Below are 13935 nucleotides of genomic sequence, written 5' to 3'. Positions count from 1 at the left end.
TGCTCAAGCGCCCGCACGCCGGGCTTCGATGAACGCCGCCGCGCGCGGCGACGCCACCACGATCAGCTTCATGGTTGCGCGCGTGGCGCCCACGAACAGCTTGCGCGCCGCGCGTTCGTCGAAGGTTTCGAAATCCACTTCCGTGAAAATCACGCACGGCGCGGACTGCCCCTTGAAGCGATAGATCGAATCGAGCAGCACGTCGCCTTCGCGATATTGCGGATTGCCGAACAGGTCGTATTGCCCCATGAAGTGCCGCAGCCGATGCGGCCCGAGATCGTCGAGCGCCGTGAAGCGCGAATTTTCGCGCCCGCGATACGACAACACGACGATGTCCTGCTTGCGAAAGCCGAGCGACAGCGCTTGCGTGATCGCGCGCTTGGTGGCGTCGACCACGCCCGCTTCGCCCGCGCGCTCGTCCCACGCCGCCACCGTGACGTCCGATCCGTCGAACGGGCTGCCCGCCACGAGTTGCGCGACGTCGGGCACCGTTGCTCCGGCCACGTCGCGCAGGAACGCGAGAATGTCGCGCGGGCTGCGATAGTTCGTGTTCTCGCGCAGCACGGTCCAGCCCGGCAGCGCGGCAGGCTCGCGCAGGTAGAGATTTTGCAGCGGGTCTTCGAGCCACCACCACGCGGCCGCGGGGCGCAGCAACCGTTCAAGCGCGCCAACCCAGGCTTCCTGAAAATCCTGCCCTTCGTCGACGATCAGCACGTCGAACTGCCAGCGCGCGTCGATGGGCGTTTGCGCGAAGCGCCGCTCCAGTTCGCCGAATGCGGCCCGACCTTCGAAGTCGGGAACGTAGCCGCCGTCGCGCGCGACCCAATCGCATAACTGGTGGTAGTTCGCGACCTTGACCTCGGGCGGCGCGAGCTTCGCGATGTGATCCGCGAGCGGCCGGTTGAAACAGACGTAGAGCACGCGCGCGCCGCGCTCGACCGCGTCTTTCATGACCTGCACGGCAAGCTGCGTCTTGCCCGATCCCGCCGTGCCGATCACGCGCAGGCGGAACGGCGCGAATTCGAGCCGCCGCGCCCAGGTGGCGAGCCCGCCCGCGAGCCGCGTGACGAGCGTGCCCGCCGCGCCGATCAGCGCGCTCGTGTCGGGCGTCAGCGAAAGCTGGTCGGCGAGAAAGTGGTGGATTTTTGCGGCGCACGGCAGGCGCGGCTCGTCGGCGGGCAGGGCTTCGAGCACGACGGCGCAAAGCTGCGCCTTACGCGCGGCGTCGACGATACGCGCCGGATTCACGCCCGCGATGGCCGGTTCGCGCACCGCGTGGTCGGGGCAGTAAAACAGTTCTTCGAGCCCGTATGTGCCCGCGCCGAACGCCGCCGTGAAGCGCCGGTGCAGATTCTCGACCGTGCGCGCGAGCGCGACGGCCACGTTGCGCTCGGTTTGCAGATGCGCCTTGACGAGGCCGTTGGGCGTTTCGCGCAGGAAACCCGCGCGCTGCTCCACGAGCATCACGCGCCCGGCCGGGCTCACGATCACGAACTGCGCCTCGCCGAACACCGAAAAGCCTTCGGAAAGGCGCGTCCAGTGTACGCCGTGATAGACGGTGTAGTCGGCGGGCAAGCCGCGCGCGAACGCCGCCAGGGTTTCGCGTTCGCGCGCGGCGGCGCCGGTGGCTTCGAGATGCTGCCAGTCGTCAGGGACAATGCGGGCCATAAAATTTTCGAGGCGGTGTGGGCGGGGCGCGAAACCGTGTGCGACACGTCCATGAAAAAAGACCGCATGACGGCGGCATCCGGCGGCATATGTCTGCATACAGCGGCGTAACGACGACGTAAGCCGCAACGCAATAACAAACGTAATCGCGACGTAAAAACGGTAATCGCAGAACGTCCGCGGAACTCCTCGCGCGATGCAGCGCCTATTCTACGAAATGCGCCGGTTTCGAAAAGCCGGCCAAAAGACATAGGCCGAACGGACGCGAAAAACCGGCGCCGGTTCGTGTATCGTGGCTGCCAGCGCCTGACTGGCGCCCCCATTCATTGCAAGGAGAACACGCCAGATGATCACGATCTGGGGACGCGCCAATTCGGTGAACGTCCAGAAAGTCCTGTGGTGTTGCGACGAACTCGTGCTGCCGTTCGAGCGCATCGACGCGGGCGGCGCGTTCGGCCGCCTCGACGAACCGTCGTTTCTCGCCCTGAATCCGAACGGCAAGGTGCCCACGCTCGTCGACGGCAATTACGTGCTGTGGGAATCGAATGCAATCGTACGCTATCTCGCCATGCAGTACGGCCCGTCCAGCGTGCTCTATCCCGCCGATCCCAAGGTGCGCGGCTCGATCGAGCGCTGGCTCGACTGGTCGGCCGCCACGCTCGCCCCCGCCGAACGGCCCGTGTTCCTCGCGCTCGTGCGCACGCCGCCCGAGAAACGCGACACCGCGCAGATCGCGGCCGACCTGCATCAGCTAAGCCAGCTCTGGAGGCTGCTCGATCAACATCTCACGGGCCGCTTTTTCCTCGAAAACGAGCGCTTTTCGATCGCCGACATCGTGCTGGGCGCGTTCGCGCGGCGCTGGTTCGGCCTCGAAGGCGTGGAGCGCGTGCCGCTGCCGAATCTGGAGCGGTGGTATCAGCGCATCGCGCAACGCGAGGGTTTTCGCAAATACGTAGGCATGCCGCTCACGTGACGCGGGTACGCGGGCGGGCCGGCGGCGCGCCCTTTATAATCGAGCGATGAAGACCGCAAAACCTTCCCCCGACGCCGCGCTCCACGGCACGGCGCACGCCCCCCACGATCACGCGAATCACGCGCACGTGCATGCGCACGCGCATGAAGGCGTGTCGGGCGTGCCGCTCGAAACCGCGCTCGCCATGGCGGAGAACTATTGCCGCGAACGCGGCGAAAAGCTCACGCCCATTCGCCGCAAGGTGCTGGAGCTGCTGCTCGCGTCGGGGCGCGCGACCAAGGCGTATTCGCTGCTCGACGAAATGCGCCAGATCCACCCCGGCTCCGCGCCGCCCACGGTGTATCGCGCGCTCGATTTCCTGCTTTCGGCGGGGCTGATTCACCGCATCGAGTCGATCAACGCGTTCGCCGTGTGCCACGACCTCACGCAGTGCCAGCACGGCATTCTCGTGGTGTGCCAGCAATGCGGGAACGTCACGGAACTGCACGAGCCCAAGCTGCGCCAGGCGCTCGTCGCGCAGATCGAAGCGGCGGGCTACCGGCTCGCGGGCGACGGCATCGAGCTAAAAGGCTTGTGCGCGCAATGCCAGGCGGCGCAGGCCGCGCAGACCGCGCAGGCCGATACCGCATCGTCGGAATCTGCGCATTCCTGAGCTGAGCGTGCCGCCTTTGCGCCCGGGCGACCAGGCCGGCGAGATGATCGGCTCCAGGCTCGAAAGCGCGATGCGCGCTTCCCGGCCCTTAAAAGCGCGCCTTCGCGAACATGGCCGCGCATCAAGCCCGAGAATCGACAACGAACGCCGCGTCTTCGCGGCGTTTCTTTTCGGATGGCCGCGGCGTTGACGCCTAGAGCGACTGGCGCGCGTCGATGGCGTTGCTGAGCAGCGTCACGAGCGCCTCGGGTTTCGCGGGTTTGGTCATGAAGTGCTGAAAGCCTTCGCCGATGCTGCGCAACCGCCACGTTTCGTCGGTGTGGCCGGTGAGCGCCACAGCAACGGCCGGCGCATGATCGCTGCGGATTTCGTGGTCGCGCAAACGCTGGATCAGATAGAAACCGTCCATCGCCGGCAAGTCGAGGTCGCATACGACGGCGTCGGGCAGCAATTCCAGCGCGGCTTCCACGCCGGATTCGGCGTCTTCGACCGCCACGACGCGGGCGCCCTCCGCTTCCAGCAGCGAAGTCAGGGAGGCCCGGCTTTGCGGGTCGTCTTCGACGAGAACGATGGTCGTCCGGTCGAGCTTGTGTACTGCGTTCATTGTCTTTTTGATGCCTTTCTGTCTGTCAGGCCGAATATCAGGCCCACCGCGAGGCCGGCCGTGTCACGGCAATGGCCGGTGCGCATGCGAGGCGGCGGAAAAACCCGGCACGCCAAGGCGTGCATCGACGCGGGCCGACTTGATAGAGCAATATTGGTGCCGCGGGTTCCGTCGAATTTCGCGCGGGTCCGCCACCGAATCTGACATGAAAGCCGCTCGCGCCGTGTGGCGCCGCGCACATTATCCGCACTGTCAGTGAGCCCGATCAACGGCCGCCTTGCCGTCTCACCGCGTTACCGTCTTGTCGCGCCGGACTCCTCTTCGTCGCCGCTGCCGGGCGGTGCAAGCCCGCGCTGCCTGCCGGTTTGCGCGAAGGCTTCCAGCGCGCGCTTGCGCGCGAGATCGTGCTCGACGACGGGTTCCGGGTAATCCTTGCCGAGCCGCACACCCGCCGCTGCGAGCTGCTGCGCGCTCGCCTTCCAAGGCTCGTGTACGAATTTATCGGGCAAATTCGCGAGTTCCGGCACCCATTGCCGCACGTACACGCCGCGCGGATCGAACTTTCGCCCTTGCAGAACCGGGTTGAAGATGCGGAAATACGGCGCCGCATCGACACCCGAACCCGCCACCCACTGCCAGTTGGCGGGATTGCTGGCCGGATCGGCGTCCACCAGCGTGTCCCAGAACCACGCTTCGCCCTCGCGCCAATCGAGCAGCAGGTGCTTGGCGAGAAACGACGCCACCACCATGCGCACGCGATTGTGCATGAAGCCCGTGCGCCACAGCTCGCGCATCCCGGCATCGACGAGCGGATATCCGGTCAGCCCGCGCTGCCATGCGCGCAATCCCTTGCGGTCCTTGAGCCACGGCATGGCGTCGAAGGCGGGACGCAGGTTGCGCGCCGCGAGGTCGGGGTAATGAAAGCGTTGGTAATGGCAGAACTCGCGCCAGCCCAGTTCGCTCGCGAACTTCTCCGCGCTCGACGCGCGCCGCGCGGAACCGCGGCCATGCGCGTGCTGCGCGGCCTTCAGCGCGGCCCAGACCTGACGCGGCGAAATGGCGCCGATGGCGAGATACGGCGACAAATGGCTCGTCGATGCGCCGGCCGGCTCGTCGCGTTCCTCGCCGTAAGCGTCCAGGTCGTCGTGGAGAAAGGCGCGCAGGCGCGCAAGCGCCGCTTCCTCACCCGCCGGCCACGTCTCGCGCAGGCCGCCCGCCCAGTCGGGCTTGCGCGGCGCGAAGCCGAAATCGTCCAGCTTCGATGCTCGCTGGGTAAGACGTGCAGGCAGACGTTGAAAAATCATCGAATCGGGCTCGCCTTCGGGCGGCGCCGGATCGCCTTTGCGCAGGCACGCGCGCCAATACGCGCTGTACACCTGGAACGGGCCGCCGGACTGGTTGAGCACCGTCCACGGCTCGTTGAGCAGATGCGCGTTGAAAGTTTCGACGCTCAGGCCGCGCTCGCGCAACCCGGCCTTGAGCGCGCCGTCCGATTCGCGTTGCGCCGCGCCGTAGCGGCGGTTCCAGTACACCGCCTGCGCGCCGCTTTCCTCGACGAGCCATTCGATCGTTTTGGCCTCGTCGCCTTCGAGCAGCAGCAGCTTGCCGCCGCGCTCGTGCAGCGAGGTTTCGAGCGCCGCGAGCGAAACGTGACGCCACCAGCGCGCGGCGCCGCCTTCGGGACGCTCGCCCGCCGCGTCGGGGTCGTGAATCCACACGCAGATGAGCGGCGCGCCGCTCGCCGCCGCATGCGCAAGCGCGGGATGATCGGCGAGCCGCAGATCGTCGCGGAACCAGACGATGGCGGGCGCGGCTTGGGAAGACCTGGAAGCAGTCAGACGGACCTCGGCCGGAAGGAATTTGAGGATGCCGGACCCGGAAACGGCAGATTGCGCGCGTTCGCGCAAAAATCGCGCCGCATCCTGTTTCGGCGGCCGCAGCGTATCACGTCGATTGACGCTTGCCAGCCTCGGCTTTCCCCGGAACGTGCCCCCGCCGCCGCAACGGCGGCGGCCACACCCTGTTCGCCGGTCGCAGCGCTATTCGACCGATTCGGCAGTTAGTTGCGATTGGCACCGTGCACCGGACCCGCGCCGTGCGCGATGAGCGCCACCGCATGCCGGGCGATGTCCTTCGCATCGACATCGCGCTTGCCCGGTCCGCTGCGCCAGACCGGCGCGGTGGCGAGCGGCAGCAGTGTGAGCCCCATCAGCGAATGAAACAGCAGCGCCGGTTCGAGCGCGGCGTTGAGCTTGCCTTCGCGCTGCCAGCGCTCGACCGCCGCGTGCGCCGTGCGCTGGCTCTCGTGCCCGTAACGCTCGTGCATGCGCTGGCGCAGCAGGCCGCCTTCCGTGATGACCTCGCGCACCCAGAGCAGCGCGAACCACGGATAAGTTTGCGCCACTTCGACGAACCGCTCCGCGAGCGCCGTGAGCGCCGCCACGGGGTCGTCGGGATGCGCCTCGAAGAGACCGCCGAGCGCCGCGCGCAGCGGCAGGAAACGCTCGTCGATGATGACGTCGATGAGCTGATCGCGCGTCTTGAAGTAGTAGTGGACCATCGCGGGCGTGACGCCGGCCTCGCGCGCGATGGCGGCCAGCGACGTGTCCAGCATGCCCTGCCGCGCGAACAGCGCGAGCGCCGCCTCGATCAGCCGCGTGCGCTGCCCGGCGGCTCCCGCACCGCCGCCGCTCGGGCGGCCCGGCCGCCGCGCGGGAGCGGCAACTGCGGGTTGGGCATCCGGCTCCAAAGGGGAATGCGAGGGGGAATGCGAGGTTTTCATCTGGTTACGATTCAGATTTTGACCGACTGGAATAATTGTCCTAATATTAATCGCCAAGTTAATTAATTTCAAGCTTGAACAAGCTAAAAATAGCGATGGAAAGCACCCTCGATACTTCCGCGCCGACGGCACCGAACGCCGACGGCCACCCGCCGATCCGCCTGCTGTTTCCCGCGCTCTTGCTCGTGATGCTGCTGGCCGCGCTCGATCAAACGATCGTCTCGACGGCGTTGCCCACGATCGTCGGCGAACTGGGCGGGCTCGACCGGCTTTCGTGGGTCGTCACCGCCTACCTGCTCACGTCGACCATCGTCGTGCCGCTGTACGGCAAGTTCGGCGACCTGTTCGGCCGCAAGATCGTGCTCCAGGCCGCCATCGTCATCTTCCTCGCAGGCTCGGCGCTGTGCGGCGTCGCGCAGAACATGCCGCAGCTCATCGCGCTGCGCGCGCTGCAAGGCATTGGCGGCGGCGGCCTCATGGTCGTGACGATGGCCGCCATCGGCGACGTCATTCCACCCGCGCAGCGCGGCAAATACCAAGGCATGTTCGGCGGCGTGTTCGGCCTCGCGACCGTGGTCGGCCCGCTGCTCGGCGGCTTTCTGGTCGAGCATCTGTCGTGGCGCTGGATTTTCTACATCAACCTGCCGCTCGGCGCGGCGGCGCTCGCCGTGATCGGCGCCGTGTTCAAGCCGCGCGCCGCGCACGTGAAGCACGTGATCGACTATATGGGCGCCGCCTGGCTCGCGGCCGCGCTCACCTGCCTGATTCTCTTCACGAGCGAAGGCGGCTCGATGCTGCCGTGGAATTCGCCCACGCTGTGGCTCACGCTCGTGCTCGGCGCGGTGTCCGTCGCGGGTTTCGTCCACGAGGAAAAGCACGCCGCCGAACCGATCATGCCGCTGGAACTGTTTCGCGAGCGCACCTTCGTGCTGTCGAGCCTGATCGGCTTCATCGTGGGGGTTTCGCTGTTCGGCTCGGTCACGTTCCTGCCGCTCTATCTGCAAGTGGTGAAGGGCTCGACGCCTTCGCAGGCCGGCATGCAGATGTTGCCGATGATGGGCGGCGTGCTGCTCATGTCGGTGGTCACGGGGCGCATCATCAGCAAGATCGGCAAGTACCGCATGTTTCCGATCATGGGCACCGCGCTCGTGGCCGCGGCGATGATGCTGCTCGCGCGCATCCAGATCGACACGCCGCTTTCGCGCATGTACGTCTACATGGGCCTGCTCGGCTGCGGGCTGGGCATGGTGATGCAGGTGCTGATTCTCGCGGTGCAGAACGCGGTGGCATTCCGGCACATGGGCGTGGCCACGTCGGGCGCGACGCTGTTCCGCTCGATTGGCGGCTCCGTGGGCGTGGCGGCGTTCGGCGCGGTGTTCTCGCACGGCCTGCACGCGCGCCTCGCCGCATTGCTCGCCGCCGACACCGAATTGCCGCAATCGCTCACGCCGGAGGCGATCCGTCATTTGCCGCCCGCGCTGCACGCGCAATATCTCGACGCGTTCGCGGGCGCGCTGCACACCGTCTACCTGACGGCTGCGTGCGTGGTGGTGTTTTCGTTCGCGCTTTCGTGGCTGTTGCGCGACGTGCCGCTGCGCAAGCAGCAATGAGCGCGCCCTACCTTTCTCCTCGCTCTCCTTTCCTCCGCCCTTGCAGCCGCGCCGCCCGCGCCACCCGCGTCACCGGAACGCACGCGTTCCGTCGCGCGGCTTGCTCGCGAAGGCGCGCGTGCTTCATGCCGATTGCGCGACGCGCCGCGCCACCCGCTCCATCGCGCGCTGCAAGGTCTCATAGACTTTCGGCCGATTGCATTGCGAGACGTTGAAGCGCAGAAACGCGCCCGCGCCGTGCGACACGCTGAACACGTTGCCGGGCGCGAACACCACGCCTTCGCCGAGCGCCTCGCGCGCGACCTGCGCGGCGTCGAGTTCATCGGGCAATTCGGCCCACAAGAACAACCCCGCCTGCGGACGCGTCCACGCGCGCAAACCGAGCGCATCGAGCCGCCGCAGCGTGTCGCCCATCGCGTCGGCCAGACGCGCGCGCAGGCCGTCGAGATAGCGCCGGTAGGTGCCGTCCACGAGCAGACGCTGCACGAGATCGGCGGCCAGTTCGCCATTGCCGAACGACACCGCGAGCTTCAGATCGACCAGCGCCTCGATCCAGTCCGGCCGCGCCGCGATAAAGCCGCAGCGCGCCGCCGCCGACATCGTCTTCGAAAAACTGCCGATGGTGACGACGCGCGACAAGCCGTCGAATGCCGCGAGGCGCGGTGCGCTTTCGCTTTCGAAGTCGGCGAAAATATCGTCCTCGACGATCAGCAGATCGTGCGCTTCGGCGAGCTTGAGCACGCGGTGCGCGACGGCGGGCGCGAGCGTCGCGCCGGTGGGATTGTGAACCGCCGAATTCGTCACGTACAAACGCGGCCGCGCTTCGACGAGCGTGCGCTCGAACGCGGCGAGATCGGGACCGGTCGGCGTGAACGGCACACCGACCACGCGCACGCGATGCGCGCGCAGCAGCGCCTGAAAGTTGAAGTAACACGGGTCGTCGACGAGCACCGTGTCGCCCGGTTCGAGCAGCAGCCGGCACAGCAGGTCGAGCGCCTGGGTGCCGCCGTCGGTGAGCACGATCTGCTCGGGCGCGGCTTCCACGCCATGCTGCGCGAGCCGCCACGCAAGTTGCTGACGCAGCGCGGGCAAGCCGAGCGGCGAGGCGTAATCGGTCAATTGCGCGCGCGGGTCGCGAGCGATGGCGCGCAACGCGCGCCGCACCGCGTCTTGCGGCAGCCACGCGGCGGGCAGCCAGCCGCAGCCCGGACGCAGCGCGCCCGCTTCGGTATCGAGCGACTGCCGCGTGAGCCAGAGCGGATCGATCTCGCGGTCGAGTTGCGGCCCGAGCGCCGCGAGCGCGAGCGGCGGCGCATGTCCCGCCACGAAGAAACCGGCGCCGCGCCGCGACACCAGCACGCCTTCCGCAACGAGCCGTTCATAGGCTTCCACCACCGTCGATTTCGAAATGCCGGTTTGCTCGCTCATCGTGCGGATCGACGGCACGCGCGCCCCGGCGGCCAGCGCGCGGGCGGCAATGCGTTCGCGCAACGTCTCCATGACTTGCCCGACGCGCGTCATCACGAGCCGATCCGAGCGGCTGTCTTTCATCTGTACTGCTCCGTAATCAATACAGTTCGACAAAATTGTACTGATCTGTAGCTTACCGTCCGCGTGCGGGAAGCGCATCATCGGCCGCACTTTCCCTGGCTTTTCTTCCCCCGACCATGCGCAAATCGCTCGACTCCACCACCGACGGCTGGCTCTGCGGCCTTGCCGGCGTGCTCATTTTCAGCGGCTCGCTGCCCGCCACGCGGCTGGCCGTGCTCGGCCTCGAACCGCTGTTCCTGACCGGCGCGCGCGCCACCATCGCGGGCGTCATCAGCGCGTTGCTGCTGCTCGGACTGCGCGCCGCGCGGCCCGCACGCAGCGAAACCGGGCCGCTGATCGTGGTGGCGCTCGGTGTGGTGGTCGGTTTTCCGCTGCTCACGGCGCTTGCGTTGCAGCACGTCAGTTCGGCGCACGCGATCGTCTTTATCGGCTTGCTGCCGCTTTCCACGGCGCTGTTCGGCGTGCTGCGCGGCGGCGAGCGTCCGCAGCCCGCGTTCTGGATTTTTTCGGCGATAGGCAGCGCCGCTGTCGTGGCGTTCGCGCTGCGCCACGGCCTGAGCGCCTCGCCGCTCGGCGACGCGCTGATGCTCGCCGCCATCGTCGTCTGCGGGCTCGGCTACGCGGAAGGCGCGCGCCTTTCGCGGCGGCTCGGCGGCTGGCAGGTGATCTGCTGGGCGCTCGTGATTTCGCTGCCGGTGATGGCGCCGCTCGCGTGGGGGTTGTGGCCCGCATCGCTCGCGGCCGTGGGCGCGGCCTCGTGGTGGGGGCTCGCGTACGTCTCGCTGTTCAGCATGCTGATCGGCTTCGTGTTCTGGTATCGCGGGCTCGCGCTCGGCGGCATCGCGGGCGTCGGCCAGTTGCAATTGTTGCAGCCGTTCTTCGGCTTCGTGCTCGCGGCGCTGTTGCTGCACGAAGCCGTACCGCCCGCGATGATTGCCGTAACCGTCGTGGTGATCGCGTGCGTGGCGGGCGCGCGGCGCTTTGGGCGCGCTCCGGCTGCGGCGCGGGTTCGTGTTTGATTCGCGGCCGACGTGCGTGTCGACGTGCGCTCGTTGCTCGACGGGCGGTCGATGCGCGCTCGCGCTCGACGTGCTCTTGAAGCGAGCGGAATCCCGAACCACGCTCGCTTGCGGCAGCGAAATCCGGCACGCATGAAGCGACGATAAAGCAAGCGCCGACACGCGGCATCGACGCCATGTTTAAAGCCCTTCAAAACCGCGCCGCGCCGAGGCATAGTGCAAGATTCGCCACGCTCCACGCACGTCCCGCCCATGACTTCGATCTCCGCCACGCCCGCGCTCGTGCGCGACGCCACCGCTGCCGACTTTCCCGCCGTCGCCGCGATCTATGCGCATCACGTCATGTACGGCACGGCCTCGTTCGAGGAAACGCCGCCGGGCGTCGACGAACTGCTACGCCGCTTCGCCGCCGTGCGCGAACATGGCCTGCCGTGGCTCGTGGCCGAACTCGACGGCGCGCTCGCGGGCTACTGCTATGCGACGCCGTACCGGCCGCGCCCGGCGTATCGCTACACGATAGAAGATTCGATCTATATCGACGAAGCGTTTCGCGGACGCGGCCTTGGCCGCACGCTGCTCGCCGCGCTCATCGCGCGTTGCGAAGCGGGGCCGTGGCGGCAAATGATCGCCGTGGTCGCCGACCCGCAAGGCGGCTCGCTCGCGCTGCACGAACGACTCGGCTTCACGTCCATCGGCACGCTGCGCGGCATCGGCTTCAAGCACGGCGCGTGGCGCGACACGGCGCTGCTGCAACGCACGCTCGGGCTGGGCGCGGATGCGCCGCCGGCCGGTTGAGACGCGAGCGCCCCGGCACGCGCCGTCCGCGCGCGAAACGAGGCGCGAAACGACGCGAAACGCGGCACGAAACGAGGCGAAACGCGGCACGAAGCAAGGCACGAAGCAAGGCACGAAACGCGGCGCATACCGCGCCTCGTACAATACGTCCTTCCGGGCCACGCGGCCTGCCAGGACCCTCGCCCATGCAATCCCTACTCGCGCACGTCCATCCGTCCAACTGGAGTTTTCTGTGGGACGCGCTCACCGCCTTCGCGCTGCGCCTGTGCGCCGCCGTGGCGATTCTGTGGCTGGGCTGGTGGATCGCGCGGCGCGTCGCGAACTGGATCGCGCGCCAGGCCGGCATCGACCCGACGCTGCGTCCGATCGCGCGCGACACGGCGCTCTGGGGCGTGCGGCTCATCGCCATCGTCGGCGGCCTTTCCCAGATCGGCATTCAGACGGCGAGCATCGTCGCGGTGCTCGGCGCGGCCGGTCTCGCCATCGGTCTCGCGCTGCAAGGCACGTTGCAGAACATCGCGGCGGGCATCATGTTGCTGCTGCTGCGGCCGTTCAAGGTGGGCGATTCCATCGACGGCGGCGGCGGCAACGTCGCGGGCATCGTGGAGGAAGTGAATCTCTTCACGACGCGCCTCACCAAACCCGACGGCATCTGCGAATACGTGCCCAACAGCGCCCTCTGGAGCAATTCGATCCGCAATTACAGCCGCAATCCCACGCGGCGGCTCGATCTCGAAGTGGAAGTGTCGGTGCGCGACGACGTGAACCGCGCCATCGACGCCCTGCGCACGCTGGCCGCCGCCGATCCGCGCGTGCTCCAGGCGCCCGCGCCGCAAGTGATGGTCGCGCGTTTCGACGACAGCACCGCCGTGCTCAACGTGCGCGTCTGGGCGAACATCGACACCTACTGGGACATGCGCTGGGAACTCTCGCGCAAGGTGCGCCAGGCGCTCAACGACGCGGAATGCTCGCTGCCGCTGCGTGCGCGCGAACTGCATATCGTGCAGACGCGCCGCGAAGCGCAAGCCGGGGCGCCTTTCCAGGCACAAGCCGAAGCACAACCCGAGGCGCAACGCGGCTCGCCATGAACGCGCTCGCCCGGCGTCTGCGAACGCGCGCGCGGCAACTCGCGCCGCACGGCTATCTTGCCGCGCTGATGGTGATCGACGCGCTGTTGCTGCTGCGGCCCGTCGCGCTGAAGGCGCTCGACCATGCGCGCGGCACCTGGTTCGACGACTGGATCGCGATGATCGACGCGTTCGGCGTGCTCGCGCTGCCGCAAGCGCTCACCGCGACCGGCCTCGCGATCATGGCGATCGGCATTGCCTTGCGCGCGCGCGTGGCATGGGTGTTCTCGCTGCTCCTGCTCGCCGCCGCCGCGAGCCTGAGCGTGTGGGGCGGCTATCGCAGCGCCGCGCTCGCCGCTTTCTCGCTCGCGCTGGCGGGCGTGCTCGCGTACGAATGGCGCCGCTTCGATCGCGTGAGCGTGGCCGCCGGCAGTTTGTTCGCATTCCTGAGCATCGGCTCGTTGATCGTCTACGCCGTGTTCGGCGCGCTTTATCTGGGCAACGACTTCACGCCGCCGATCCGCGACGCCATCACCGCGTTCTACTTTTCGATCGTTTCGATGACCACCGTCGGTTACGGCGATATCGTGCCGCACACCGGCACCGCGCGGCTGTTCACGACGTCGGTCATCGTGCTTGGCATCACCGTGTTCGCGACCTCCATCAGCGCCGTGGTCGGCCCGTTGATCGGCGGTCATCTGCAACGCATCGTGAAGGGAGGCATGCCCAACGTGACCCGCAAAAACCATTATCTGATCGTGGGCGCCTCGCCGCTCGCGCACAGCGTGCACGACGGGCTGGCGGCGCGCGGCTACGCCGTGACCGTGATCGTCGCGCCCGGCACGCAGCACACGTATCCCGAGCGAACGGATCTCGTGGTCGGCGACGCGAGCGACATCGCCACCTTGCGCAGCGCGGGCGCCGAAACCGCGCGCGCCGTGCTCGCGCTGCGCGTGGACGACGCCGAAAACGCGTTCGTGACGCTCGCGATCAAGGAACTCGCGCCGGCGGTGCGCACCGTCGCGCTCGTGAACGACAGCCGCAATCTGCAACGGCTGGGGCTGTTGCAGCCGGACATCCTGTTTTCGCCGCAACTGCTCGCGGGCGAATTGCTCGCGCGCACGCTCAACAACGAAACCATCGACAACACGTTGATCGACAAGCTGCTGTTCGGCGGCAAACGTGACGAAAGCGCGCGCTGACTGAGGCGCGGT

At 67.6% G+C, this 13935-nt stretch carries 12 protein-coding genes; 7 read left to right on the top strand and 5 right to left on the bottom strand.

The features are described 5' to 3' along the window. Positions 1-3: 3 nt before the first annotated feature. Complete coding sequence (locus U5805_RS07990; RefSeq protein ID WP_322102927.1) at positions 4-1668, bottom strand: ATP-binding domain-containing protein; 1665 nt, start codon at positions 1666-1668, stop codon at positions 4-6. 346 nt (positions 1669-2014) lie between these two features. Between U5805_RS07990 and U5805_RS07985 the strand changes: the two genes are divergently transcribed. Further along, entirely contained in the window at positions 2015-2641 is a 627-nt protein-coding gene (locus tag U5805_RS07985; RefSeq protein ID WP_322102926.1) for a glutathione S-transferase family protein, read from the top strand. A gap of 46 nt (positions 2642-2687) precedes the next feature. After that, entirely contained in the window at positions 2688-3293 is a 606-nt protein-coding gene (locus U5805_RS07980; protein ID WP_322102925.1) for a Fur family transcriptional regulator, read from the top strand. A gap of 193 nt (positions 3294-3486) precedes the next feature. Here the strand turns inward: U5805_RS07980 and U5805_RS07975 are convergent, their stop codons facing one another. From U5805_RS07975 to U5805_RS07965, 3 genes are all read right to left on the bottom strand, one after another. Continuing rightward, complete coding sequence (locus U5805_RS07975; protein ID WP_322102924.1) at positions 3487-3897, bottom strand: response regulator; 411 nt, start codon at positions 3895-3897, stop codon at positions 3487-3489. A 293-nt stretch (positions 3898-4190) separates the two neighbouring features. Next, complete coding sequence (locus U5805_RS07970) at positions 4191-5735, bottom strand: deoxyribodipyrimidine photo-lyase (RefSeq protein WP_322103106.1); 1545 nt, start codon at positions 5733-5735, stop codon at positions 4191-4193. 221 nt (positions 5736-5956) lie between these two features. Next, positions 5957-6679, bottom strand: a complete 723-nt coding sequence (locus tag U5805_RS07965) for a TetR/AcrR family transcriptional regulator (protein ID WP_322102923.1) — start codon at positions 6677-6679, stop codon at positions 5957-5959. Between the two features lie 95 nt (positions 6680-6774). Between U5805_RS07965 and U5805_RS07960 the strand changes: the two genes are divergently transcribed. Further along, positions 6775-8289: a DHA2 family efflux MFS transporter permease subunit gene (locus tag U5805_RS07960; protein ID WP_322102922.1), complete on the top strand. Its 1515-nt coding sequence runs from the start codon at positions 6775-6777 to the stop codon at positions 8287-8289. A 123-nt stretch (positions 8290-8412) separates the two neighbouring features. On the opposite strand, the gene U5805_RS07955 is transcribed toward U5805_RS07960, so the two are convergent. Next, on the bottom strand, positions 8413-9840 hold the full coding sequence (locus U5805_RS07955; protein WP_322102921.1) for a PLP-dependent aminotransferase family protein: 1428 nt from the start codon (positions 9838-9840) through the stop codon (positions 8413-8415). Between the two features lie 116 nt (positions 9841-9956). Between U5805_RS07955 and U5805_RS07950 the strand changes: the two genes are divergently transcribed. The 4 genes from U5805_RS07950 to kch all read left to right on the top strand — a co-directional run bounded on the left by U5805_RS07950 (position 9957) and on the right by kch (position 13923). Beyond that, positions 9957-10859 (top strand): DMT family transporter, encoded by a 903-nt coding sequence (locus U5805_RS07950; protein ID WP_322102920.1) that lies wholly within the window; start codon positions 9957-9959, stop codon positions 10857-10859. Positions 10860-11111: 252 nt separating this feature from the next. Further along, on the top strand, positions 11112-11654 hold the full coding sequence (locus U5805_RS07945) for an N-acetyltransferase family protein (RefSeq protein ID WP_322102919.1): 543 nt from the start codon (positions 11112-11114) through the stop codon (positions 11652-11654). A gap of 185 nt (positions 11655-11839) precedes the next feature. Continuing rightward, positions 11840-12742, top strand: a complete 903-nt coding sequence (locus U5805_RS07940; protein ID WP_322102918.1) for a mechanosensitive ion channel family protein — start codon at positions 11840-11842, stop codon at positions 12740-12742. Beyond that, positions 12739-13923 (top strand): voltage-gated potassium channel protein, encoded by a 1185-nt coding sequence (gene kch / locus U5805_RS07935; RefSeq protein WP_322102917.1) that lies wholly within the window; start codon positions 12739-12741, stop codon positions 13921-13923. Before U5805_RS07940 ends, kch begins: the two co-directional genes overlap by 4 nt. Positions 13924-13935: the final 12 nt, after the last annotated feature.

It is taken from the genome of Paraburkholderia sp. J41 (assembly GCF_905220235.1).
Lineage (GTDB): Bacteria > Pseudomonadota > Gammaproteobacteria > Burkholderiales > Burkholderiaceae > Paraburkholderia.
This window is presented reverse-complemented; position numbering and strand designations above follow the sequence as displayed.